At 40.3% G+C, this 24149-nt stretch carries 24 protein-coding genes; 13 read left to right on the top strand and 11 right to left on the bottom strand.

Annotated elements, in window-relative coordinates; genetic code table 11:
- Positions 1-72 precede the first annotated feature (72 nt).
- The 3 genes from argC to rpiA form a co-directional block, all read right to left on the bottom strand.
- Positions 73-1128 (bottom strand): N-acetyl-gamma-glutamyl-phosphate reductase, encoded by a 1056-nt coding sequence (argC, locus tag JFY49_RS07330; RefSeq protein WP_200224657.1) that lies wholly within the window; start codon positions 1126-1128, stop codon positions 73-75.
- A 692-nt stretch (positions 1129-1820) separates the two neighbouring features.
- On the bottom strand, positions 1821-2501 hold the full coding sequence (locus JFY49_RS07325) for a M48 family metallopeptidase (protein WP_200224656.1): 681 nt from the start codon (positions 2499-2501) through the stop codon (positions 1821-1823).
- A gap of 159 nt (positions 2502-2660) precedes the next feature.
- On the bottom strand, positions 2661-3332 hold the full coding sequence (gene rpiA, locus JFY49_RS07320; protein WP_180176311.1) for a ribose-5-phosphate isomerase RpiA: 672 nt from the start codon (positions 3330-3332) through the stop codon (positions 2661-2663).
- A 107-nt stretch (positions 3333-3439) separates the two neighbouring features.
- Here rpiA and ilvA point away from each other — a divergent pair, with 107 nt between their 5' ends.
- The 3 genes from ilvA to JFY49_RS07305 all read left to right on the top strand — a co-directional run bounded on the left by ilvA (position 3440) and on the right by JFY49_RS07305 (position 7249).
- Entirely contained in the window at positions 3440-4978 is a 1539-nt protein-coding gene (ilvA, locus tag JFY49_RS07315; RefSeq protein WP_200224655.1) for a threonine ammonia-lyase, biosynthetic, read from the top strand.
- A 276-nt stretch (positions 4979-5254) separates the two neighbouring features.
- Positions 5255-5905: a potassium channel family protein gene (locus tag JFY49_RS07310; RefSeq protein ID WP_166168343.1), complete on the top strand. Its 651-nt coding sequence runs from the start codon at positions 5255-5257 to the stop codon at positions 5903-5905.
- Between the two features lie 3 nt (positions 5906-5908).
- A complete protein-coding gene (locus JFY49_RS07305) occupies positions 5909-7249 on the top strand; it encodes a TrkH family potassium uptake protein (protein ID WP_200224654.1) in 1341 nt (446 codons plus the stop codon).
- Positions 7250-7310: 61 nt separating this feature from the next.
- On the opposite strand, the gene JFY49_RS07300 is transcribed toward JFY49_RS07305, so the two are convergent.
- From JFY49_RS07300 to JFY49_RS07290, 3 genes are all read right to left on the bottom strand, one after another.
- Positions 7311-8465: a phospholipase A gene (locus JFY49_RS07300; RefSeq protein ID WP_200224652.1), complete on the bottom strand. Its 1155-nt coding sequence runs from the start codon at positions 8463-8465 to the stop codon at positions 7311-7313.
- A 24-nt stretch (positions 8466-8489) separates the two neighbouring features.
- Complete coding sequence (locus tag JFY49_RS07295) at positions 8490-11429, bottom strand: insulinase family protein (RefSeq protein ID WP_200224651.1); 2940 nt, start codon at positions 11427-11429, stop codon at positions 8490-8492.
- 368 nt (positions 11430-11797) lie between these two features.
- Positions 11798-12247 carry a GNAT family N-acetyltransferase gene (locus JFY49_RS07290; RefSeq protein WP_086196340.1) on the bottom strand — a complete coding sequence of 150 codons (450 nt, stop codon included), beginning with the start codon at positions 12245-12247 and terminating at the stop codon, positions 11798-11800.
- A gap of 136 nt (positions 12248-12383) precedes the next feature.
- Here JFY49_RS07290 and JFY49_RS07285 point away from each other — a divergent pair, with 136 nt between their 5' ends.
- Genes JFY49_RS07285 through JFY49_RS07275 form a run of 3 tightly spaced genes read left to right on the top strand, consistent with a single transcriptional unit; the run spans position 12384 to position 14349 of the window.
- Positions 12384-13388 (top strand): adenosine kinase, encoded by a 1005-nt coding sequence (locus tag JFY49_RS07285; RefSeq protein ID WP_200224650.1) that lies wholly within the window; start codon positions 12384-12386, stop codon positions 13386-13388.
- A gap of 14 nt (positions 13389-13402) precedes the next feature.
- Positions 13403-13714 carry a Rieske (2Fe-2S) protein gene (locus JFY49_RS07280; protein WP_200224827.1) on the top strand — a complete coding sequence of 104 codons (312 nt, stop codon included), beginning with the start codon at positions 13403-13405 and terminating at the stop codon, positions 13712-13714.
- Positions 13715-13731: 17 nt separating this feature from the next.
- On the top strand, positions 13732-14349 hold the full coding sequence (locus JFY49_RS07275; RefSeq protein WP_086196458.1) for an OB-fold-containig protein: 618 nt from the start codon (positions 13732-13734) through the stop codon (positions 14347-14349).
- Between the two features lie 103 nt (positions 14350-14452).
- Here JFY49_RS07275 and JFY49_RS07270 read toward each other — a convergent pair whose 3' ends face one another.
- A complete protein-coding gene (locus tag JFY49_RS07270; protein WP_200224649.1) occupies positions 14453-14923 on the bottom strand; it encodes a DUF6231 family protein in 471 nt (156 codons plus the stop codon).
- 34 nt (positions 14924-14957) lie between these two features.
- On the opposite strand from JFY49_RS07270, the gene JFY49_RS07265 reads away from it, so the two are divergent.
- Positions 14958-15830, top strand: coding sequence for a DUF2797 domain-containing protein (locus tag JFY49_RS07265; protein ID WP_086196343.1), 873 nt, complete (start codon positions 14958-14960; stop codon positions 15828-15830).
- A gap of 55 nt (positions 15831-15885) precedes the next feature.
- On the opposite strand, the gene JFY49_RS07260 is transcribed toward JFY49_RS07265, so the two are convergent.
- The 4 genes from JFY49_RS07260 to JFY49_RS07245 form a co-directional block, all read right to left on the bottom strand.
- Positions 15886-17040 (bottom strand): IS4 family transposase, encoded by a 1155-nt coding sequence (locus tag JFY49_RS07260; RefSeq protein WP_200224648.1) that lies wholly within the window; start codon positions 17038-17040, stop codon positions 15886-15888.
- An 83-nt stretch (positions 17041-17123) separates the two neighbouring features.
- On the bottom strand, positions 17124-18992 hold the full coding sequence (locus JFY49_RS07255) for a SurA N-terminal domain-containing protein (RefSeq protein WP_200224647.1): 1869 nt from the start codon (positions 18990-18992) through the stop codon (positions 17124-17126).
- Between the two features lie 132 nt (positions 18993-19124).
- Entirely contained in the window at positions 19125-19397 is a 273-nt protein-coding gene (locus tag JFY49_RS07250; RefSeq protein WP_004651791.1) for an HU family DNA-binding protein, read from the bottom strand.
- Between the two features lie 158 nt (positions 19398-19555).
- Positions 19556-20023, bottom strand: coding sequence for a phasin family protein (locus JFY49_RS07245; RefSeq protein WP_200224646.1), 468 nt, complete (start codon positions 20021-20023; stop codon positions 19556-19558).
- A gap of 190 nt (positions 20024-20213) precedes the next feature.
- Between JFY49_RS07245 and JFY49_RS07240 the strand changes: the two genes are divergently transcribed.
- From JFY49_RS07240 to hscB, 6 genes are all read left to right on the top strand, one after another.
- Positions 20214-20861, top strand: a complete 648-nt coding sequence (locus JFY49_RS07240) for a hypothetical protein (protein ID WP_200224645.1) — start codon at positions 20214-20216, stop codon at positions 20859-20861.
- A gap of 111 nt (positions 20862-20972) precedes the next feature.
- Positions 20973-21446 carry an Rrf2 family transcriptional regulator gene (locus JFY49_RS07235; RefSeq protein ID WP_086196347.1) on the top strand — a complete coding sequence of 158 codons (474 nt, stop codon included), beginning with the start codon at positions 20973-20975 and terminating at the stop codon, positions 21444-21446.
- A 1-nt stretch (position 21447) separates the two neighbouring features.
- Positions 21448-22665: an IscS subfamily cysteine desulfurase gene (locus JFY49_RS07230; protein WP_086196348.1), complete on the top strand. Its 1218-nt coding sequence runs from the start codon at positions 21448-21450 to the stop codon at positions 22663-22665.
- A gap of 105 nt (positions 22666-22770) precedes the next feature.
- Positions 22771-23157: a Fe-S cluster assembly scaffold IscU gene (iscU, locus tag JFY49_RS07225; RefSeq protein ID WP_086174262.1), complete on the top strand. Its 387-nt coding sequence runs from the start codon at positions 22771-22773 to the stop codon at positions 23155-23157.
- 38 nt (positions 23158-23195) lie between these two features.
- Complete coding sequence (gene iscA, locus JFY49_RS07220; protein ID WP_086196349.1) at positions 23196-23516, top strand: iron-sulfur cluster assembly protein IscA; 321 nt, start codon at positions 23196-23198, stop codon at positions 23514-23516.
- 105 nt (positions 23517-23621) lie between these two features.
- Positions 23622-24137, top strand: a complete 516-nt coding sequence (gene hscB / locus JFY49_RS07215) for a Fe-S protein assembly co-chaperone HscB (RefSeq protein ID WP_180043342.1) — start codon at positions 23622-23624, stop codon at positions 24135-24137.
- Positions 24138-24149: the final 12 nt, after the last annotated feature.

Raw genomic sequence — 24149 nt, 5'->3', positions numbered from 1 at the left:
CTCTTATTTTGATTCATTCAAAACACACATTTAAATCCAAATCCAAATGTGTGTGAAGTCGAAAAACGTTTTTTATGGTAATAAGCCAATACCTGCAAGACCTGCATTCTCAGCAAAGCCAAACATCAGGTTCATATTTTGTACCGCCTGTCCTGCCGCACCTTTCACCAAATTGTCTTGTACAGAGAGCACAACCAGTTTTTTAGGCTGTGGTTTATACAAGGCAATTCGAAGCTGGTTGGCACCGCGTACCGAACGTGTTTCAGGTGAGCTGTTGGCAGGCATTACATCTACAAACTGTTCATTGGCGTAGAATTGTTCATACAAGCTTTGCAAATCGGTAGCATCACCTGCATCAGTTAAGTCCACATACATGGTACTCAGCATACCGCGGATCATAGGAACTAAATGCGGTACAAATAAAATGTGATTAAATACATCTTTAAGACCGGAAATATTTTCCAGTGCTTCCACAATTTCAGGATGATGACGGTGACCAGCCACGCCATAAGCCTTAAAGTTATCGGCATTTTCAGAATAAATCATACCTAGGCTGGCTTTACGCCCTGCACCAGATACGCCGGATTTTGCATCAATAATAATACTTTCCGGTTTCACCAATGCTTCAGTTTGTTTAAATAATGGTGCCAAGCCTAACTGAACTGTAGTTGGATAACACCCAGGGTTACCCACTACATTGGCTTGTTTAATTTTGTCACGATTCAGTTCTGACAAACCATAAACTGAATCTTTTAAAATATCTGGGCAGGCATGTTCAAGACCATACCATTTTTCAAATTGTTCCAAGTCTTGCAAACGGAAATCCGCCGCCAAGTCGATGACTTTAGTATTTGCTGCAACAAGTTCTGCTGCATGTTTCATTGCTACACCATGAGGGGTTGCAAAGAAAACCACATCGCATTTTTTCAGTTCATCAATGTTTAAATCTGAATATTCAAGATCGGTATGACCGCGCAAGCTTGGGAACATGTCATCGACACGGCGACCTTTTTCGGTACGTGATGTCAGTACATTAACCTGTACATTTGGGTGTCGTAGTAAAAGACGCAACAATTCAACGCCTGTATAACCTGTACCACCGACAATACCAACAGTAATCACGATCACTACCTCAAACCTAAAGTGTCCATTTCGTAACTGCGTAGTATGACAGGAAGTTTTGGTTTTCTAAACCATTTCTCAAAGGATTGACGTTTTTTTATAAATTTTGAATTTGTTCCTCAGTCCTGTTTCCAGTTTGTGAACTTAGCTCTTTCCAGCTTCAGCAACACAGGTAGACAGCAAATAAAAATCCCGGAAAAGCCAAGAATACAATCACATCTCTAATAGGTAAATAGCCTAGTTACCCCAAGTACTATTCGTGTGGTCGCCAGAATTTTGAAACAGGTTCTTCCATACTCCAAAACAATGCAATAACAAATAGAATGATCCAGTAAAATGGGATAGAGAATGCTCAGCATAAAAATTAAATAGAGGAATAATGCTGGAATACACATAAAAAATCAGCAAACTTAGCACAAATCTATTCCAATTTAGTTTAAGCAAAATTCTAATTTTTATAGTTTGTTTTAACTGAATTTACAGATATGCAATATTTAATTTTCTTAGGCTATTTCCCAAGTAAGAATGATAAAAATATTTAACTTCAGTTTTATCTAAATGTTGAAATGAATTCTCAAAGACTCTTCTCTATTCCGCTATTCACAGCAGTTTAGAAATTCAAAATCATCTATTTAAAACAGTCTTACAAATATGACCCGAGTAATGTTTAAGTGATGCTGTATATCAACCCAATTAGTTTAATTGCACCACCAATACGGCATTGGATTAGTTTTTAAAATTTTCCGATGCTGCTGATAATTGGCATCATGTTTTTGTACTTCTGCCCAAAAATGCGGACTATGATCAAAATGCTTGGTATGTGCTAATTCATGCACACAGACATAACGAGTAATCTTTTCAGGAAATAGAACCAAGCCGCTATTCAACATAATGTCATGCTTTGATGTACAACTTCCCCATCGTGTTTTAGGCTGCCGAATCGCACATTTACCAAAACTCAAATTACTTTCTTGGCTCACATCCCCCAAATAAAGCGGAAGATGCTGCTTTGCATAGGAGATTACAAACGCTTTTAAATATTGTTCAGGCTGACGATCACTGATCAAAAGTTTTAAATTTTCATCATCAAAAATAAAACAATGCTTTTGGCTTTGATAAATAATCTGTAAAGGCTGATCTAAATTAAACAGCTGTAATTCATTCGGTAAAGTTTTGTCTATTTGAACAATTTTTTCTTGTTGTTTCTGCCAAGTTTGAATGAGCCATTGCTCAGACTGATCTATAAAATTTTGAATTTGTCGTTTGCTGCAAAGTACCGGCGCAGTTAAACGAATCTGAGTCGGCTCAACACGTAAACGTAAATTCTTCGCTCGCGCATGACGAACAATCTGGATTTCAGGTAGGTCGTTTAGGGTCATTTTGTTCTTTTAAAATCTCCCCAAACCCCTCTTTTACAAAGAGGGGCTTTAAAGTCTCCCTTTGATAAAGGGGGAAGTTCAAACTTTTAAAAGTTTCGAGGAGCCTTATTAAATTACAAACTTCCCCTCCTTTGAAAAAGGAGGGTCAGGGAGGATTTCTTAAACTGCAGTACGCTCTTCAATACCATTGTCTGTTGCAACTACAGCAATATCAGCTTTATTCAAAGCAAAAATACCATTACACACCACACCCGGAATGTTGTTAATGGTTTTTTCAAGTTCCAGCGCATTTAAGATATTCAAATTATGTACATCTAAAATCACATTGCCATTATCTGTCACTACACCTTCACGATAAACCGGATCGCCACCCAAGCTTACAATTTTACGGGCTACCGCAGAACGCGCCATTGGAATGACTTCAACTGGAAGCGGGAATTCACGGCCCAATTGTTCTACCCATTTAGAATCATCGACAATACAAACGAATTTTTTCGCAATTGAAGCGACAATTTTTTCACGAGTCAGTGCAGCACCGCCCCCTTTGATCATGTGCATATGACGGTCAATTTCATCTGCACCATCGACATAAGCATCCAAACCACCAACACTGTTCATATCCACCACTTCTATGCCTAATTTTTTCAGACGCTGCGCAGTGGCTTCAGAACTGGCAACTGCAGCTTCCAATTGCAATTCTGGCAATAATTCAATGAGGAAGTTCACAGTACTTCCTGTACCTACCCCCAAAATCCCGCCTTTAGGCAAGTGTTTTAAAGCAGCTTTTGCAGCAGCTTGTTTCTTTTCATCTTGGGTAGCATACAGACTCATAACTTGGCTCAACTATTTTTTGACATTTGTTGCTGATTTAACAGCCCAAATGTACGGGGGTTTGTTACAATAAAGACCTATTTTAAACTGTTAGATGGAAAATTAACATGCTGTCTCGTTTGGTTCGACAAATATTACAAGCAACGGTGTATGACGTTGCAATCGAAACTCCACTCGAAGCAGCGCCACGAATTAGTGAAAAGCTAAACAACAACATTCGCTTTAAACGCGAAGATTTACAACCTGTCTTTTCCTTTAAACTACGCGGTGCTTATAACCGTATTAGTCAATTACCGAAATCTCAGTTGGAACGTGGCGTTATTACGGCTTCAGCAGGTAACCATGCACAAGGTGTGGCCCTATCTGGTAAAAAACTGGGAATTCGCGCCATTATTGTCATGCCGAAAACCACGCCTGACATTAAAGTTCAGGCAGTAAAACGTTTGGGTGGAGAGGTCGTCTTGCATGGCGATTCTTTCGATGTTGCCAACAAATATGCCATTCAACGTGCTACCGAAGATGGTATGACCTTTATTCCGCCTTATGATGATGAACTGGTGATGGCCGGTCAAGGTACTATTGCCAATGAAATTTTACGTCAATGGCGTGATGTGGAATATGTATTTGTTGCTGTTGGCGGTGGCGGTTTAATTGCCGGTGTTGCCGCTTACCTTGGCGATGTTGCACCGCATGTCAAAGTCATTCCGGTGGAATATGATGAATCTGCATGTTTAAAAGCTGCTTTTGAAGCCAATGAACGTGTAATTCTACCCTCTGTAGGCTTATTTGCTGACGGTACTGCGGTTGCACAAATTGGTGAAAAACCGTTTGATGTGATTCGCCTGCAAAAATCAGACAACTCGGGTCCAATTGTTGAACCGGATGTTGTACTGGTCAATACCGATGAAATCTGTGCAGCAATTAAAGATACCTATGACGAATGTCGCAGCATTGTAGAACCTTCCGGTGCCATGGCACTTGCCGGAATCAAGAAATATGTGGCAGAACATGGTCTGAAAAATAAAAATATGGTGTCGATTGTTTGTGGTGCCAACATGAACTTCGACCGTCTGCGCTATATTGCCGAACGTACAGAGCTCGGTGAACGCAAAGAAGCCATTTTTGCAGTGACCATTCCAGAAGAGAAAGGTTCATTCCTGAATTTCTGCCGTGCCCTGCAAGGCCGTAATATTACGGAATTCAACTACCGTGCCAGCTCTTCTAGTGCTGCTCAAGTATTTGTCGGCATTAGCTTGAAAGGTGGCGAAAAAGAACGTCACGACATTTATGGCACCTTGACGACGCAATATGATGTTGATGATTTGTCTGATGATGAAGTGGCAAAACTGCATATCCGTTATCTGGTCGGTGGTCATGCAGATATTGAAAATGAGCGTCTGTTCCGTGTCGAGTTCCCGGAACGTCCAGGTGCATTACTGACTTTCCTGGAACGTCTGGGTCCAACGCACAACATTACCCTATTCCACTACCGCAACCACGGCGCAGCGGAAGGTCGTGTACTGGTTGGCTTAGAAGCAAGTGACGCGAAGCAGAATCCAGATGGTTTGATTGAAACATTGGAAAATATTACTTATCCATATGCAGAAATTACCAACAATTTGGGTTATCAACGATTCTTGAAATAATTTTTTAGCATTCACTGAAATAGCCTGTATGAATACAGGCTATTTTTTTGCATTTAACTCTCGTTATTAAAAAAATAGTTAGACAAATCACATCAATCGAAAGCTATATATGGGCTGTTTTATAATTTTGAGCTAATCATTTCCTGTTTAGAATTCAGTTGAATGACGTTATTTAATACTTAAGCTAAAGTTTAACACGCAAACTCTAAAATTTAGTGGCATCATAGTCGTTGAAATATGATGTAAAAATTGAAAACGAATTAGGATTAAAAACACATGGCACAGTTTGCAGTGATTGGTTTGGGTAGTTTTGGTGCAACTGTCGCAACCAAATTAGCCATGTTAAACCATGATGTGATTGGTATAGACAGCAATAAAAAATATGTAGAAACCTTTTCTGATCAGCTGACTCATGCAGTCATTGCCGATGCCACAGATGAACATGTACTCAAAGAACTGAATATTCAAAACTGTGAAGCCGTGGTGGTGGCTATTGGCGAAGATATAGAAGCCAGCATCTTATGTGTTTTGCATCTAAAAAATATGGGTATTAAAAAAATTTGGGCTAAGGCCAAATCACAAGCCCATCACATGATTTTGACTCATCTTGGCGTGAATAAAATCATTCATCCTGAAGAAGATATGGGTAACCGGGTTGCCCAGTCATTAAGCTACCCGATGGTCAGTCGTTATATGGGTTTAGAAGACAATCATTTCATCGTTAAAATTGAAATTAAAAAGAGTCAGCAGGGCGAACGTTTTCACCAGCTTATGAGTCATGTTCCTGAAATTAAAACGATTCTGCACAAACGCGGCAAAGAGGTTTCATATAGCATTGATCCTAATTTAATTATGCAAGAAGGTGATATCTTAGTCGTGGAAGGTGAAATTGAACCCTTAAGAAAACTGTCTGCCCGGTTTAAATAAAATATGAATCAAGCGCAAAATAAAAATCCCAATACGGTCAATCTAAGCCCACCCAGTTTACTGGCATTGGGTTTCTTGAGCTTTATCGTTGTCGGAACTTTATTGCTCAAACTCCCGATTTCACATCATGGTGAATTAAGCTGGCTGAATGCCCTGTTTACTTCAACGTCTGCCGTGACCATTACCGGGCTGTCTGTGGTCAATGTCGGAGACGCCTATACCACCTTTGGCAAGGTCGTCATTATGCTGTTATTGCAAAGCGGCGGCCTGGGTTTTATGACCTTTGCCATACTGGCTGCACTGAGCCTTTCTTCCAATATCAGGCTCAAACAGCAAATGATGGCGCAGGAAACCATTGGTCAAACCAGCCTGGCTAAAGTGTCATTCACCATTAAAGGGGTGCTGTTATATTCCCTGTTTTTTGAGACGATTGGCACATTGATTTTAACCATTGCCTGGATGCCAGAATATGAGTTTTCCCGCGCCTTTTTTTACGCGGCTTTTTATAGCGTTTCCGCTTTTAATAACGGCGGTTTTTCCCTATTTCCCAATAGTTTGATGAGTTTTGCAGACCATTACTTTATTACCTTTACCATTAGTATGCTCTATATTATTGGTGGAATTGGCTTTGTAGTGCTGATGGATATCCAGCGCACTCGTCGCTGGAAAAAATTAAGTGCCAATAGCAAATTAATACTCTCTACAATTGCAGGTTTAAACTTATTTGCCTTTATCGTAATTTGGGCACTGGAAGCCAACAATCCCCTAACCCTGGCGAATATGAGCCTGGGTGATCAAGCCCTAAACGCCTGGTTCCATGCCACCGTTCCGCGCTCATCCGGTTTTAACAGCCTGGAAATGGCGAACATGACCGATGCTTCCACCTTAGTCACCATGATCCTGATGTTTATTGGTGGCGGTTCACTCAGCACGGCTGGAGGTATTAAGGTTGGTACTTTTATTATTGTGGTCTTAAGTGTGATCACTTTTTTACGACGCTCGGAAGAATTAACCGTATTCAATCACTCCGTTTCTAAAACCACCTCATTTAAAGCATTAGCCGTGGTTTCCATTACTGCCATACTGATATTTTTAGGATTATTTACGCTTCTTATTCTGGAGCCCAGCAAAAACTTCCTGGATTTACTCTTCGAAGCAGTTTCTGCCACCTGTACGGTAGGATTATCACGTGGCATTACCAGTGAATTACAGCCTGCAAGTCTGTTTGCGTTAATCTTACTGATGTTTGCGGGTCGTTTGGGGCCACTGACTCTGGCCTACCTGATTGCCACCCCGAAAAAAAGCCGTTTAAAACATCCACCGGCAGATATTCAAATTGGTTAAACCCGATTCAATAAAAAACCACTCATACAGAGTGGTTTTTTATCATTCATGGATATAAATTTTAATACCAATTCATTAAGGACACACCTAAACCGACATAAGTGGCTCGATGGTTATAATCAATCAGGCTTTCACCATAGCCATCAAACAATTGAAAATGGCCACGCAATTTACCGCTGATCGGGAATGCCCAGTCAAACTGCATAGCCCCATGCGCATCATCGCCACCTTTTAGCGAGTGACGCAGCATCAGGGAAAATTCATGATCATTCTTGCGGTAGAAGGCGGTTAAATCACCACGACCAATATAGTTTTTAATATCCGGGTTGTTATCATCTTTTGCATCTTCTTCAATGCGATACCAAGGACGTAGCATCAATGCAAAGTTGTCGCGTTCTAAACCGACATTAAAAATAATACGGTTCCAGCTACGTGATAAAGGATCGGCACGGCCATTCGACTGATGGTTAAAGGTCACGCCTAGTAAACGTGCATTTAAGCCCAAAATTTCATAATTGGTCCGAAAAACCAGACTGGCTTCAGGCTCATAGTTGGTTTCACGGAAAGGACGCGAGGCATCTGCATTATAAACCTGCCAGTGTGATGACTGGGTATAACCCAGCCAGATATCTCCATTATCACCAAACAGGTTTTCAACTGCTTTGGTTTTCAAAGACAACTGGAATTTCGCTTCCATCGATTTCAGGTTTTGCTCATCACCCACCTGTACCGTGTTATTTTCATTCGGACTGAAAGGACGTTCGTTTTTATCCGAAGTCCAGAATCCTGGAAGCAGATAAACCGGCTGGTGCGCACGAATATTCCAGGTTCCAAGCTTACTTTCAGAAGACAGCTCCCAACGCTTGTCCAGCAAAGACGTATTGGGATCAATTTTTGGTCCCTCAACAGCAAATATGTTACTCATCCCATGACTGATTTTTTCTTTGATCGTTTCTGGCTCAGTCGGTGCAGGTGCAATTTGATTGGCTGCCTGACGTTCAGACACCAGTGCAGTTTTTTCTGTTTCAGGAACCTTAAACAAAGTGTCATAACAGGCCAGACGATCCGCATTGGACTCTAATGCCACGCATGCTTCCGGACTTGCGGGTGTAATGAGAGATTCTGGTTTTTGTGCATGAATATTCGCCGCATACAAAGAACTGAGCATGATCATGCTCAGTTGCAATGTAGTGCGTTCAAGCGTTTTGAACGCCATAGGGTTTTACCTCAAATGATATCTTTAGTTCACTTGCTTAATATCAAAACCAAGTTCAAGCAGCGCTTCACGCTTAGCTACGGGTGCAACCACAGCCTTGACCGGTTTTTGCTGAACCAGATATTGTTCTGCAACCCGTTTTAGATCATCCAGAGTTACAGCAAGTAAACGTGCACGTAATTGCTTGCGCACCGCAGGCGTACGTGCATGCAATAGTGCATAGCAGGCAGTAATGGCTTCCCCGGCAGGAGAACCCGGTTTATCCATACTGGCAATTAAGCCCAAAATTGCTTCTTCCAATTGATGCGGTTTGTGTTCACTATTCAGCAACCAGTTAATACTGGCATCAAAATCTTTAAAAGTTTCTGCCAGACGCGGATCACGATAGCTATAAAAACGGAATGAACAGGCATTGCCGTCATAGCTTGCTCCACCACCGTACGCCCCGCCTTTTTCACGAATCGCACTGTGCAGGAAACCATTACGCAAATAAGCAGCCAATACCATGAGAGGTGCAGCATCTGGATGAGAAACTTCTACTGCAGCATAAGCAGCAGCACAGAATTGAACATTGGCTTGAATCAGCCAGGCTTCGTCATTATTGCTATTTTCTGTGATGATTTGAGTTAATTCTACCGGACTTTTATCAACAGCTAACTTGTCCCAAACGTCTTGCACTTCTTCAATCAAACGATCGGACTGATGTTCTTCACACACCAGCAAGAATTGTTTTGGTGCCTGTAAAAGTAAACGATGAATGGCTTTTAATTCTGCAATTAATGCATTATAAGCAGTTTCATCACTTTCAATTTTACTTACCAAATCGCCTAACCAGTTCAGCGCACCCAGACCGGTATTTTGATAGTCACGCTGTGCCAAAGCACTGTGGTTACGCCCTGCAATTTGCATGGCATAACTATGACCAGAACCGGAAATACGTGAATTCCAGCGTGTTTTACGTTGTTGCAATAATTCAATAATACGGTCTTTTTCATTAAAACGCAGTTGTTCAAATGCCAGTTTCAACAGGCGGATGGCTTCAAAATTATTCACCAATGATTTGGTGGTCAACGTAAGCCATGCGCTAATCTTGTTTTTATCATCATATTTTGAACGTAGAGATGCCCCCATCCCCACGCCACCACTCACTGCAGTTTGCAGTTGTTGCAGTTCCAGATAGTCGTATTCACCCGCACCGACTTCACCCAGCAAAATTGAAAGTAAATTGAAATATGGCGACTGAACCACCTGATCTGGAATTTTTACCAACACCTGTTGATAGTAAATGCCATTGGTTCCGGCATGATACAGATTCAAAGGCGTGTCTAAATTATTGCTGATAATTTCACGCAATTGACCTTGTACGATGTGCAAGTCCGCAAGAACGTCTTCCAGACCGACTTTCGGTAATAGGTTCAAATCATCCGGCGTATCCTGACGGACTTTTAATGCTTCGGTTTGCTTGAGAATTTCTGCTTTTTGCTCATCCGTCAGTTGGGCACCAATTTCAGCCAGACGCGCTTTTTCCGCTTCAGCTTCTCTTGCCGACTTGGTTGCATCAGGCAGCAAAGTCATCTGTACACGATGCGGATTATCCAGCAGATATTCTTTAATCAGGTTGGACAACCACATTGGGTCTTTAAGTTCTTCTTTGACCTGTTCAATCGCCGTGTCTACATCCCAGACCTGAATCGGATCGCTGTGATGAATGACGCTGCTTAAACCGTTTAAAATCAGGCTTAAACCGTAAGGCATGCCATCGCCATTGATTTCACGCTGATGTAATTCGATTTGATGCAAAATCGCATCCACCATTTCGGCATCAACCGGTTTCGAAGCAACTTCTTCAAGAACCTTAAACACACCGTCTTTAAATTCCTGGGCATGTTCAGGATTTGAACCCTGTACGCCACAAAAGAAGGTCATTTCAAAGTTGGAATCATCCACACCCATAATTGGACCGGTAGACTGGGCATAACCACAGGTTTCCAGATAATGACGTAATGGCGAAGCTGAATCTTCCAGCAAAATACCTTCAACCAGACGCATCCCCAAGCGTAATTTAATATCACTGGCTTGCGGCAACAGCCATGAAATCACGTGATAGGTTTTATCCTTCAGGTCTTCTGCATCTACAGCATAACTTTCTGTGACTTCAAGCGGTGCAGTTAAACGGGTTTCGGGTGTTGAATGTAAGGTTTGACCTTTTTCAAATTTAGACAAGGCTAAAGTTTCAAATTGTTCCTGCAAGTAATAAGCCGATTCATTGCCAAAAGTCATAAATACCGCATTACTTGGATGGTAATGTGACTTATAGAAATCAACCAACTCAGGGTAAGTTAAATCCGGAATATTTTTAGGATCGCCACCGGAATTGTAATGATAGGTAGTATGCGGGAATAAATGATGCGCCAATTGATGATAAAGCTGATCTGAAGGAGAACTCATTGCCCCTTTCATTTCATTAAAGACCACGCCTTTATAAACCGGTTCGCCATTTTCCAGCTCAATGCGAATACCTTCCTGAGCAAAATCAAGTTCGTTTAAATTGGCAGCAAAAGCAGCATCCAGATACACTTCCAGCAGGTTCTGGAAGTCTTTTTTATTTTGCGTGGCAAAAGGATAGGCGGTCCAGTCTGCTGAAGTAAACGCATTCATAAAGGTATTGAGCGAACGACGAATCATCAGAAAGAATGGGTCACGGACCGGAAATTTTTCCGAACCACAAAGCGCAGTATGTTCTAAAATATGCGCCTCACCTTTTGAATCCATGGGCTGGGTACGAAACGCAACAAGAAAGACATTTTCATCCAGATCACTGGCCAGATGATAATGTATAGCACCAGTGGCTTTATGCTTATATTCAGACACCCGAATATCTAGGGCTTCAACATGGTGTTGACGTATCAACTGAAACGCAGGATGAACAGTTTGAGAAATGGTTTCAGTGACATCTACAGTCATGTGATCTCCAACATTTAAATATTTATAAGATGGTTTTGATTATACCTGAATATTGCACTATTTGGATTTGTACAGTTACCAAATTCCAAGCATTTTGGTCCATTTTAAATCACGGAATATTTCAATCAGATTTCGGAATTTTTTAATGTAACTTTATCAAAAGTGAATTCAAGATGAGGGTCAGACAGGTATTCAAAAAATAGTGGAAAACAAAGCGATGAATGCAATAAATAAGAGATTGTGTTGAAATAATTTTTAATTATCAATTTAGACTGATATCTGAATAATGAATAGCATTTAAAAAATAACTTCATTATGACACCATCAAACCTACACGGACTTAACGGTGTCACAAGTGAAAATAAAAACTAGATCAAATATTTGAAATAACTATAGTTAGGATGATTTTCTACAAACACATAGTTTTGCTTTTGATAGAAATGCGCTGCATTTTTAGTATCTGTATTCAGGCACAATGCTGAAAAGTTGGCACGTGCCTCTTTTTCCAGCTGTTGTAACAGTTGCTTGCCCACACCATGCTTGCGGTATTTCGGTAATACATAAAAACGACGCACCCGCCCAATACGCGCATCAATTTCATTTTCATTCCACTGCTGGTTTAAACCGCCACAAGCCACAAGCTTGTCATCATCATAGCCCAACAGCAGAAATTCACCCGGTTGATCAAACCGGTTCTTGCCACTTTCGAACTCTTCAATCAATCGATCAACAAACTGAAATCCTTCTTTCTGTGCCTGCTTGGCTAATTCCTTGATTTGTTCAGGTAATTGCTCAGCTTTATCAATCGTGATATTCATCTAACCTTCCTTATTCTGTCCTATATAGTATTTTGAACGAATAAATTGACTCTATATTGAATTTTATTCATCAATCTACAGCAATCATGAGCATTGGTGTAAACTTAGCGTTTTAATTTAAATGTGAATGAAAGACATGACAACTGTTGATCTTTTTGCAATTGGTAATGCATTAATCGACCAAGAATTTAAAGTCTCTGACGATTTCCTGATTCAACAAAATTTGCAAAAAGGCACTATGCAGTTGACTGATGGTGAAACGCAAGCAAATTTATATAATAATTTAAAAGAAACGCAAGTATACAAAGGTCAAGCATCAGGTGGATCTGCTGCAAATACCACCGTTGCATTTAGTGCTTTAGGCAGCACAGCCTTTTATGCTTGCCGCGTGGGTAACGACGAACTTGGTCAGATTTACCTGAAAGGCTTAAATGATGCCGGCATTCAAACTGCAGAACAATCCGTCAGTGAAGGTGTGACCGGAACATGTATGGTTCTGGTGAGTCCGGATTCTGAACGTACCATGCAAACTTACCTTGGTATTACCGCTGAACTGAGTGAAGCACAAATCAATTTTGAACCCTTAAAAACTGCAAAATGGCTGTATATTGAAGGCTATTTATCCACTAGCGACACTGCAAGACAAGCGGTTAAACAAGCCCGTGAAATTGCAAAAGCACATGGGGTAAAAATTGCTTTGACCCTTTCTGATCCAGCAATGGTGCAATATGCACGTCAAGGGCTGGATGAGCTTTTGGATGATGGTGTCGATTTATTGCTTTGTAATTATCATGAAGCTTTAATGTATACGGAAACTGAATCAATTGAAGCAGCATTGGCTAAATTGCAATTAAAAAGCAAATACACTGTCATTACATTATCAGCTGAAGGTGCTTTGATTTCGGATTCTGAGCAAACATTGAAAGTTCCTGGTCGTAAGGTGACTGCGGTAGATGCCAATGGCGCCGGTGATGCCTTTGCAGGTGCGTTTCTGTATGCACTAAATGCAGGTTTAAGCCTTAAAGTGGCTGCTGAATTATCAATCTTGATTTCAAGTGAAGTGGTTTCACAATTTGGACCACGCCTGAGTGTAGAAAGTTATGCAGAATTATTAAATAACTTCCACAAGGAATGTGCATAATGATTAAAATTGCCATGATGGAAGAAATCCCTGAACGTGAAGCACGTTCATACGAAACGCCAAATGGTGACAATATTTTCATTACCCAGCGTGATGGTTCATTCTTTGCCTATCAGAATATCTGCCCTCACTTACAGGTCGAACTGGAATTTCTGGAAAACCAGTTTTTAGACCGTGATCAGGAATATATTGAATGCTCCACTCATGGAGCCCTGTTTCTGGTTGAAACCGGTGAATGTATTTCTGGTCCCTGCTTAGGGCAATCACTTGAAAAAGTAAAGATTAATGTGCATTCTGATGGTGGAATTTACCTGAAAGAAGAATAAAACTTATGGAATTTGCCATGCTAGAGTTTCTACAAAACTATAACTTAATCCCGTTTCATTTAAGTTTACTGGCTTTAATTTTACTCAGCATGGCAGAAACCATTGGCTATTACTTTAATATTCGTCCGACTGAGTTTCTAAAAACCCTTTATCCAAAGAAACTTACCGACTCCCCTCTACTCAATGTCAAATTCTCCAAAACACTGATTGTGGTGTTTTTACTGATGAACTTCAGTTTCGCAGGCTATTTTCTGCAACTTTGTGTATTTGCACAGCAGAAGGCATTCTTGCCTGCTTATTATCTGATGATCCCGGCACTGATCATTGCGGTGTTTTTCACTGTATTTATGATTCATTGTCTTGACCAGGTCATCAAGCCAACGCTTACTAAACAACAGGTCAGTCTGCTGGGACGTTTGGCGACCATTTCCAGTGGCAATGCGCGTCCGGGATTTTCCGCACAGGCACGGGTACGGGACAGTTTTGGTCAGTTACATTATGTCCAGGTCGAGCCTGAATTTGGCGAACTGGAATTCCAATCGCAGATTATTTTAATCCGCCTAAAAAAGTCGCATTATATTGCTAAAAAAATTTCCAAATCCAATAATTTATTTAGCATGGAAAATTCACAATAATCTTGCCTTACCCTACCGTCAAATTGAACATTAAATCATTATAATTCACTCATAACGACTGACTCTCTCCTCCTGCTGTTAAAATTTGCAAAAAGCCCATACATTACCAGCGAAATTTATTCCAGTTTTCAGGGTTTGCCCAGAATTTGGAGTTAAACCAGTCAGGCACATGCTTATACGTTAAAATATTGAATTGCCACAATGCAAAATCACTGTCATGACGGGTTTTATCAATGAGCTGGGTAAAGCCCAAAGCGCGCAATAATTTTTCATCTTGCAACCGGCTCACCACAACAATTCGTTTTGCCATCAGGTCTCGCAATCTCACTAACAACTGAGACTTCTGCACACCAGAAAGTACAGCCAGCTCTTGTGAATCCATCACTACAAAACCCAGATCATATCGCCGGGTAAAAGGCAGATTTAAAAACTCAGTTACGTTAAAATAGTGCCATTGAATTGATTGATTATTGTCGTATTGCGCAAGATTTTGACCAATACATAATGCAGTTTGGATAGGCTGTTCGTTGGATAAATCGTCTAGCATTGAAGTGATGACATTTTGTTCAGCCATAACTGCATCCTTATTATTGAAGAGAGTATTTTGTATGGAACTACAAGGCATTTGCCATAAAATGCATGCAGGTCTTAAGGACCTTAGTGTAACTGATCGACATACACACAAGGCAAATGTTGAATATAAATTTATTCTAGATCGTTCAGAAGTTGATCTACCATTCAATTTAGGCCAAGAAATTGAGATTGAATGGACAGGTAATATCTATTGTGTATCTTGTGGTAGTAAAACCAGCAAATCCTTTTCGCAGGGTCATTGCTTTAAATGTTTCAAAACCAAAGCGTCTTGTGACATGTGTATTATGAAACCGGAAACCTGTCATTATCACCTCGGGACTTGCCGTGAAGACAGCTTTGCCAAAGAGGTCTGTTTCCAGCCCCATATTGTTTATCTGGCCAATTCAAGCGCATTAAAAGTCGGCATTACCCGTCTTGGACAAATGCCAACGCGCTGGCTGGATCAGGGTGCAACACAGGCATTACCCATTATGAAAGTGGGTTCACGCCGTCTCTCAGGCCAACTAGAAATTATGTTTGGAACACAGGTGGCGGACAAAACCGATTGGCGTAAACTGCTCAAAGGCGAAGCTGAACCGCTCAATTTAATTGAAGTACGTGAACAGCTACTGGAAGAATTTGCACCAAAAATTCAGACCATTCGTGATGAATTTAATCAGAATCTCGAGTTTAATGAAACGATTGAAGTCATGGAAGATGAGCTGCCACGCGAGTTTGTCTATCCAGTCGAGCAATATCCTGAAAAAATCAAGTCGCATAATCTGGATAAAACACCGATTATTCGTGGCAAATTACTGGGCATTAAAGGACAATATCTAATCTTGGATACCGGTGTCATTAATATCCGCAAATATTCAGGCTATGAACTAAAAATCCGTGCTGAATAACTTTAAATTCAACCATAAAAAAACCTGCGTTCATGCCACTGCTGTCCCACAAATATCACAAGAAGAACCTCAATTGAGGTTCTTCTTGTTTTCGCCATTTTTTATCAGGCACAAAGAGTGACCTTAAAAGTTTCCTTTCAAATAAATTGACCTGAATAATTCGCAGTAAACGCTGAACACTCCATTCTTCTTGTGCCATGTGTTTAACGAAGTTCACCAGCAAATAGGCGATTAATGCAATCCATATTTGCGTTTGTATCGCATTGCGGCTTCGACCTAGAAATGACTTCAGTTTTAAATTCTGCTTGATGGCTTTAAAGAATAACTCAATCTTCCAACGGTCTTTATAAATTGCAGCAATGATGGATGCTGCCAGATGAAAGTTGTTGCTCAGAAATTCGAATGTTCTTTTCTTATCTGTATCATAAAACTCTATACGTCTTAATAATTTAGGTGCGCCTCTTTTCTTGGCATGCGCACTGCTCAATTCAATACATTCATCCGCAATAATCCCTTTAGTCGCTAATACGCTGCGGCTTGATTTAACTTGATAAACTGTCTTTGGGCGTAGCCGAGTTACGAAGCTGACTTTCTGATGTGTCAACTGAGCAAACCATTGATAATCAACATATCCTTTATCAAAGACGATAATGCTGCCAGCAGGAAATTTAAATGCTCTGCCTTGCACCATATCATTTTCAATACCATCCCCAAGCGCTACAAATTCAGGAATGGTATTGCTGTGATTTAAGCCAACACTGAGTTTAATACTGGCTTTGGATTCATGCACTTTTGCCCATGCGCACAATGACAGTGAAAGATCAATATGACTGGCATCTAGTGAATACAGCGGATTCTTGAATCTAAATTTATGTGCAGTTTTAGAGTTTTCACAGTGCTCAAGCAGCTGTGTGAACAATTGTTGATACAGGCTGGCGGGCTGTTCTTCATTGAGTCTTGCTAAGGTGCTTCGCACAATTCTTTTCGCACCAAGATGATAGAGCGTTTCCTGCTGGGATTCGAGATTGGATTGAATGTCTCTTAAGCTTTGCCGACAAGAAAGTTGGGACATCAATATGGCAACAAACTGATCCCAGCGGGTGGCTGATCTTAATTTTTGCCCAGAGTGATGCAGTTTAGCCAGACGTTCAAAATCTTGTCTTAAAATGGGTTTGAGTAATTGATGAAATACGGTATTCTGATGTGACAAAACCTGAGTCCTTTATAGTTAAAGTGTTTGTTTGCACTCATATTTTAACTATTTAGACTCAGGTTTTTTTATTTCACTTAAGATTACTTAATCTTCGCATGTGATTTTAGATATTGCGTGTAATCATCCAGTTCCTGCTGACCACGAAGCTGCTGATACAGCTTGGACAATTCACCCAATTGTTCATTGGTTAAGGCATTCGAAGTAGCCTTATTCACATTTGACACAGCCACTACCACCAATTCATTAGGCAATACAGCTGTGGTGACCGACCACATGCCTGCTTTCGGTGTAGGAACACTGAATGCCGCACGTTCAATCTCACGTTTTAGGCCTTGTGAACGCGTAAATACACCAGCACTTTCAAAAGCAATCTGACTTTGTGCCAAAGCGCTAGCAGCCGGTTGCGATTTGAAGTTATTCAATGCTGTCTGGATTTTCGCTTTAGCTGCATCAACTGCTTTTTGTTCAATCAGTTTGGCTTTTACACGTGGCGTTGCTTCAGCCAAAGTCTGTACTCCAGCTGCATGATAGTTACGCACTTTAACCCAAACGGTATTACCATTTACCATTTGAATGCTGCTAGAAGCATTGCGATCACCATTTTTCACATCATCATTAAACAGCTTAACTTTGACATTGGCATCACTCAGTATAGGATGCTGTGTAGAGAGGGTCATACCTTTCACAGATTGAACTGTCACACCCTTAACTTCCTGAGCCACCACATCCAGCGCATCGCTACCTACAACCAACTCATTCAGGCTATTTACAGCATCTGAAAATGAATTCGCTGTTTTGTTCTTTTGCAACTCTGCTAACAGGCGTGGTTTTTCAGTTTCAAATGAAGGCAACTTCACAGCAGCTGCTTCTGTTTCAATTAAATGATAACCATACTGGGTTTTAACCGGCGCTGAAACTTGGGCTGGTTTTAAAGAAGCAACCGTTAGATCGAATGCATCACCAAACACACCTTTGGCATAAGCTTCTACCACACCACCCTTGGTCTTCGATTCAGTATCATCCGAATACTGTGCGGCTGCTTGGGCAAAAGACATACCTGCTTTAATTTTCGCAGCGACTTCAGTGGCCAATTTTTTCGCTTCAGCATCTGAACGGGTATCTACGGTAATTAAAATATGTTTTACCAATGGCTGAGCATTTTTCTTTTGCGCATCAACAAATGCACTATAAGCTTGCTGCAATTCAGCATCTGTTACTTGAGTATTCGCTGGTGCAACATTGGCTGGTGTGAGCACAACATAATCAACGTCCACACTGGCTATCTGCTTAAATGCATTTTGATGCTTGTTGTAGTAAGCAGCAATATCTTGAGGTGTGACTTTGATATTTTTCTTGTATTCATCCAGTTTAATGCTGGCAAGATGCAAGGTGCGTTGTTCAGTTTGCAAATTGGCAATTTGTTGAATATCCAGCTTGCTCACCAATGCATAATCCATAAATGTTGACGTCACCATTTTTAAGGCATGGTCTTTACGCAAGTTTGCAATCAGAGCCTGACTGGTCATACCCACTGAACGTAAATAATTTGAATATAAGGCTTCAGAAAACTTACCGCTTTCCTGAAAGCTCGGTTGCTGGGCAATCATTTGTTCAATTTGTGCATCACTCAAAGAAATACCCAACTCTTCCGCTTGTTGTAATAACAAGGTACGAGCAACCAGACTCTCCATCGCCTTATTTTCGATAAAAGATTGATTCAGTAAAGTTTCGTCGCCATTGGCATAAGCCAGGTATTGTTCTTTAAATGTTTTGCTCAGCGATTCTAATTCTTTTTTAGAAATTTCTTGGCCATTGACCAATTTTGCCGTGTCTTCAGATTTTCCACCGCTAAAATATCCTTCAATACCTACAAGTGCTAAAGGGGTCAAAAACAAAATGAGCAAAGCTTTGCCCAACCAACCTTTAATAACTTTACGAAAAGATTCCATAAGTATTCCAATATTTTATTTGTGGGCGATTTTACCCGAAAACCTGCTTTGAATGAATGCGTTCAGACTGTAAATCGGCATTATTAATAAAAAACGCGCCATATAGGGCGCGTTGATAGGCTTTCAAAAAGATTAAGCTACAGAATCTTTTAAACCTTTACCTGCTTTAAAGCTTGGTACTTTGCTTGCTTTAATTTCTAAAGCTGCACCAGTTTGCGGGTTACGACCTGTACGTGCCGCACGTTCTTTAACGTTAAATGTACCAAAACCAACAAGTGTAACAGTATCACCAGATTTAAGTGCTTCAGTAATTGAAGCAATAGTTGCATCTAAGGCTTTACCTGCATCAGTCTTAGACAATCCCCCTTTCTCTGCAATTGCATCGATTAATTCTGATTTATTCATGAAGATTACGTCCTCTTAATATCGTTTATTTAAGGTCTAAGGATTCCATAACACCTTTATATCAATGCTTTGGGGCAAAACGCAATACTCTGAATAGGCTTTTCTACAAAATAATTGCGAAAAAAATTGTTGAAAAATGCAGAAAAAGCCAAAAAGTTTCATTTTTTTAATATTTGTGCCTTGAGTGTTTTATTTTCTTCAATAAGACAATCGACCTTGTTATGTAATTGTAATATGAGACTTTCTAAATGTTGAATATCTTTTACCGTGACCAAACCAATTCTGTTTAAAGAATGGTTAACACTATGGTCGAGCAATTTTTCCACCTTATCTTTGGTATCATTGACCGATTCTTTGGCTTTTTCTGAGACTTTTTCTACGGTTTGATCGGCAATTTCAGTGGTCTTAGATTCCAGTTCCTCCCCCACCTTGACTAAAGAGTCAAAGAGTTTGTTTCCTTCCTCTTCTGCACGTGAAAAAGCACCCAAACCCGCAAGCCATATTTGTTGAGTATATTTACGAAAATCCAGACCCGACTTACGACCTGAACGTAATTTATTCTTTGTTTTATCAGGATTTTCATTTTTTAGTTGATCAATCTCTTGATCTGTTTTTGATTTATCCATACCCGCCATCTCCTAGCCTATTTTCTATACAACTTGAATATAATTACTCAAAAAATACAGCTATAATAGCAAATTAAATACTTGATCGATTTGCTAAACTGTTCTACAAAGCAAGATTAATATATTTGTTATAAGTCCTGAAACACATTTTCGAGCATAGGATGCTCCTTTCAGGTAAGGATTAAGTTTTATGAGTGAATCGCAACAAGGTCAGAATCAACCGCATTTGTTGCTCACAATGACCATGATTGTTTTAGAAACAATCTTTACCTTCATCTTAAAACATGATCGGGTCGTTGGCTTGCAGGCTAAAAAATTTATAGACCAAAAAATCACCATTAAAATTAACAGCTATTTGCCTTATTTCGATTTTTATGTTGTTTTCACTGAACAAGGCATACTCTTTGACAGCAAAGCTCCCGAGAAAGTAGTCGATCTGGATATCCGCACTACCCTCATGGATTTAATTAAAGTATTTGTCTTTGCCAATCGCCGCAGTATTAAAAAAATGCGTATTGATGGTGACAGCACCTTAAAAGATGAGTTTCGAGATTTAAGCTTGCTGTTCAGCTTTCCAAAAGTTTTATCCGACTGGAAACAGTGGCTCAGCCAACCCGCTGATGGACAGGAAGTTATTTCTTCCAAAAAGCGTATTGCTCCCCTATTGGAAAAAATTGACCAGCAACGTTCAAAGATTAATACCTTAGAGGTAGAAGTCAAACAATATAAGAATCGCATTCGACGTATGCAACAAAAACAAAAAAGAGTGAATGTCTCTTTTAGTCTAATTATCGTGCTATTAGTTGCGTTATTAGTATATAATTACTGGATTGTATAAACATATAATTTTCCTATAAAACAAAATAATTTAAAGAGCAATAAAAAACTTGACTATTTTAGTCAGGATTCATAAAATCAATTCATCTAGTCTTAACATGTGTATCGAATCATGCGTCTTACTACTCGCGGTCGTTACGCAGTGACTGCTCTACTTGATTTAGCTTTGCAGCCAACTGAACAAACGATTACGCTTGCTGAAATTGCAGCTCGTCAAAGTATTTCTGTTGCTTATCTTGAGCAGTTATTTGCGAAATTAAAGCGCCACGGCTTAGTTTCTAGTGTTCGTGGGGCCAACGGTGGTTATCACCTGGCTCGTAGCGCTGAAGAAATCACAGTATTAGAAATTATTGAAGCTGTAAACGAAGCAGTTGATGCAACACGTTGTGATCATAAAGGTAATTGCCAGAATGGTGCAATGTGCTTGACTCATGATTTATGGCAAGAACTCTCCCACCACATTGCCGATTATTTAGCAAAAATCACCCTTGCTGATCTGGTCGCACGAGATAACGTTCAAACCGTTTCCATTCGCCAAAATACAGCATCATTTGATTCAGCCCTTTTATCGGTTACAGGTATTTGACATGAAACGTCCGATTTATCTTGATTATGCAGCAACCACTCCTGTAGACCCTCAAGTTGCAGAACGCATGATGGAGTGCTTAACTTTCGACGGTACTTTCGGTAATGCTGCATCTCGTTCTCATGCTTACGGTTGGCAGGCTGAAGAAAAAGTAGAATATGCACGTGAACAAGTTGCGAACTTGGTCAAAGCAGATCCACGCGAGATTGTTTGGACTTCAGGTGCCACAGAATCTGATAACCTGGCACTCAAAGGTGTGGCTCAGTTTTACGCATCTAAAGGCAAACACATCATCACCAGTAAAATTGAACACAAAGCAATTTTAGATACTTGCCGTGAATTAGAAGAAGAAGGTTTTGAAATCACCTATCTTGAGCCACAACCACAAACAGGTTTAATTACGCCTGAGATGGTTGAAGCAGCTATTCGTCCAGATACCATTCTTGTTTCCCTGATGATGGTCAACAACGAAATTGGTACCATCACTGACATTGCAGCTATCGGTGAAATTACCCGTGCCAAGAAAATTTTCTTCCACGTTGATGCGGCTCAAGCTGCAGGTAAAGTAGAGATTGATCTTTCAACTTTAAAAGTTGATTTAATGAGTTTCTCTGCGCACAAAATTTATGGCCCTAAAGGTATTGGTGCGTTATTCGTTCGTCGCTCACCACGTGTACGCCTTAAAGCACAAATGCATGGTGGCGGTCATGAACGCGGTATGCGCTCAGGTACACTTGCAACCCACCAAATCGTAGGTATGGGTGAAGCGTTTGAACTTGCAGGCAAAAATCTGGAAGCTGAACAAGCCCGTTTACGTATCCTCCGTGATAAATTATGGAACGGTTTACAAGGTCTGGAACAAGTATTCTTAAACGGTCATCCTACTTACAACGTTGCAAACTATCTGAATGTCAGCTTTAACTTTGTTGAAGGCGAATCATTGATGATGGCATTGAAAGATGCAGCTGTATCTTCTGGTTCAGCATGTACTTCTGCAACACTTGAGCCATCTTACGTACTTCGTGCGCTCGGTCTTTCTGACGAACTTGCTCACAGTTCAATCCGTTTCAGCTTCGGTAAATATACCACTGAAGAGGATATCGATCACGTTCTTGAAATCACTAAAGCTGCTGTTGAGAAATTACGTGAACTTTCTCCGCTTTGGGATATGTATAAAGAAGGTATCGACCTTTCCACTGTTGAATGGGCTGAACACTGATTCATGACATGGAGATAGCTTTAAAATTTAAAGCTATCTCATTGATAAACGTAATTTCACCCCCATATTAATCTTAAGGCTGACCCCGAGGTTTGGAGAAGCATCATGGCTTATAGCGAAAAAGTAATTGATCATTACGAAAACCCTCGTAATGTTGGCGTTTTAGACAAAAATGCTGAAAATGTTGGTACAGGTATGGTGGGTGCACCGGCTTGTGGTGATGTCATGCGTCTTCAGATTCAGGTGAATGATGAAGGTGTGATTGAAGAAGCACGCTTTAAAACTTATGGTTGTGGTTCTGCGATTGCATCTAGCTCGCTTGTAACTGAATGGCTAAAAGGTAAAACTCTGGACGAAGCTCAAGCAATCAAGAACATTGACATTGCAACTGAACTGGCTTTACCTCCAGTAAAAGTACACTGTTCTGTACTGGCTGAAGATGCGATTAAAGCTGCTGTTGAAGACTATCGCAGCAAAAAAACAAAAGCTTAAGTGTTTCGAGTTTTTGATCAAAGATTAACGGAGTTTTCATGATCCATTTAACTGAAAATGCTGCAACTCATATCAGCAATTACCTAAAGAATCGTGGTAAGGGTGAAGGCATTCGCGTTGGTGTGAAAACTTCAGGCTGCTCTGGTTTGGCTTATGTACTCGAATTTGTCGATGAAGTCGATACCCATGACCAGATGTTCGAGCAGTTTGGTGTTAAAGTTTTTGTTGATCCTAAAAGCCTGGTTTATCTTGAAGGTATGGAGATGGACTACGTGAAAAACGGTCTTAATGAAGGCTTCGAATTTAACAACCCGAATAAAAAAGGTGAATGTGGCTGTGGTGAATCTTTCACCGTTTAACCACTCCACGCTCTCTCTTTTGGTGATTAAAACAGTGTAAAATGCACTGTTTTAATTGCATTTACAGCAGTCACTTTTGCATATCTATCGCGGATCCAATCTCCCATGAATCATTTTGAGCTGTTCAACCTCCCTGTAGCACTCGATATTGATTTGGCAGCGTTAAAAACTGAATTTTTAAAGTTGCAGCAACAATATCATCCAGATAAAGCCGAAGACAAAGATCAAGCGCTGATTAAATCGAGCGAGATCAACCAAGCATTTAAGGCTTTATCCAATGTTGATAGCCGCGCTGCTTATCTCTTGAGTCTTAAAAAACAAGATTATCATCTGGATCAATCGATTGGAGATTTCGAGTTTTTACAGTCTGCACTGGAAATTCGTGAACAGCTGGATGAAGCTGCATCAGCTGAGGAACTGACTTCATTAAAGCATGAAGTTCAGCAATGGATTGACGGTTTGGTCCGTGAATTCAAAATCGACTATGAAGATGAAGACTGGGGCGAAGCTCGCGATACCGTTCGTAAATTGCGTTTCTTTGTTAAAGTCATGGCTGACATCGACAAGGCTGAAGATCGTTTTCTGGATGATGACAGCTTTGATTTAGATGATGATTTTTAATTCGCTTTAATT

Origin of the sequence: Acinetobacter sp. CS-2 (genome assembly GCF_016599715.1) — a bacterium.
In the GTDB taxonomy this organism is placed as follows: Bacteria; Pseudomonadota; Gammaproteobacteria; order Pseudomonadales; family Moraxellaceae; genus Acinetobacter.
The sequence above is the reverse complement of the archived record's forward strand: the minus strand, read 5'-3'. Positions and strand labels throughout refer to the sequence as shown.

Bases quoted from the DNA above. Each gene is read 5' to 3' on its own strand.
- JFY49_RS07325 (WP_200224656.1), bottom strand. From the start codon at position 2,501: ATGACCCTAAACGACCTACCTGAAATCCAGATTGTTCGTCATGCGCGA.
- rpiA (WP_180176311.1), bottom strand. From the start codon at position 3,332: ATGAGTCTGTATGCTACCCAAGATGAAAAGAAACAAGCTGCTGCAAAA.
- ilvA (WP_200224655.1), top strand. From the start codon at position 3,440: ATGCTGTCTCGTTTGGTTCGACAAATATTACAAGCAACGGTGTATGAC.
- JFY49_RS07310 (WP_166168343.1), top strand. From the start codon at position 5,255: ATGGCACAGTTTGCAGTGATTGGTTTGGGTAGTTTTGGTGCAACTGTC.
- JFY49_RS07305 (WP_200224654.1), top strand. From the start codon at position 5,909: ATGAATCAAGCGCAAAATAAAAATCCCAATACGGTCAATCTAAGCCCA.
- JFY49_RS07300 (WP_200224652.1), bottom strand. From the start codon at position 8,465: ATGGCGTTCAAAACGCTTGAACGCACTACATTGCAACTGAGCATGATC.
- JFY49_RS07295 (WP_200224651.1), bottom strand. From the start codon at position 11,429: ATGACTGTAGATGTCACTGAAACCATTTCTCAAACTGTTCATCCTGCG.
- JFY49_RS07290 (WP_086196340.1), bottom strand. From the start codon at position 12,247: ATGAATATCACGATTGATAAAGCTGAGCAATTACCTGAACAAATCAAG.
- JFY49_RS07285 (WP_200224650.1), top strand. From the start codon at position 12,384: ATGACAACTGTTGATCTTTTTGCAATTGGTAATGCATTAATCGACCAA.
- JFY49_RS07280 (WP_200224827.1), top strand. From the start codon at position 13,403: ATGATGGAAGAAATCCCTGAACGTGAAGCACGTTCATACGAAACGCCA.
- JFY49_RS07275 (WP_086196458.1), top strand. From the start codon at position 13,732: ATGCTAGAGTTTCTACAAAACTATAACTTAATCCCGTTTCATTTAAGT.
- JFY49_RS07270 (WP_200224649.1), bottom strand. From the start codon at position 14,923: ATGGCTGAACAAAATGTCATCACTTCAATGCTAGACGATTTATCCAAC.
- JFY49_RS07265 (WP_086196343.1), top strand. From the start codon at position 14,958: ATGGAACTACAAGGCATTTGCCATAAAATGCATGCAGGTCTTAAGGAC.
- JFY49_RS07255 (WP_200224647.1), bottom strand. From the start codon at position 18,992: ATGGAATCTTTTCGTAAAGTTATTAAAGGTTGGTTGGGCAAAGCTTTG.
- JFY49_RS07250 (WP_004651791.1), bottom strand. From the start codon at position 19,397: ATGAATAAATCAGAATTAATCGATGCAATTGCAGAGAAAGGGGGATTG.
- JFY49_RS07245 (WP_200224646.1), bottom strand. From the start codon at position 20,023: ATGGATAAATCAAAAACAGATCAAGAGATTGATCAACTAAAAAATGAA.
- JFY49_RS07240 (WP_200224645.1), top strand. From the start codon at position 20,214: ATGAGTGAATCGCAACAAGGTCAGAATCAACCGCATTTGTTGCTCACA.
- JFY49_RS07235 (WP_086196347.1), top strand. From the start codon at position 20,973: ATGCGTCTTACTACTCGCGGTCGTTACGCAGTGACTGCTCTACTTGAT.
- JFY49_RS07230 (WP_086196348.1), top strand. From the start codon at position 21,448: ATGAAACGTCCGATTTATCTTGATTATGCAGCAACCACTCCTGTAGAC.
- iscU (WP_086174262.1), top strand. From the start codon at position 22,771: ATGGCTTATAGCGAAAAAGTAATTGATCATTACGAAAACCCTCGTAAT.
- iscA (WP_086196349.1), top strand. From the start codon at position 23,196: ATGATCCATTTAACTGAAAATGCTGCAACTCATATCAGCAATTACCTA.
- hscB (WP_180043342.1), top strand. From the start codon at position 23,622: ATGAATCATTTTGAGCTGTTCAACCTCCCTGTAGCACTCGATATTGAT.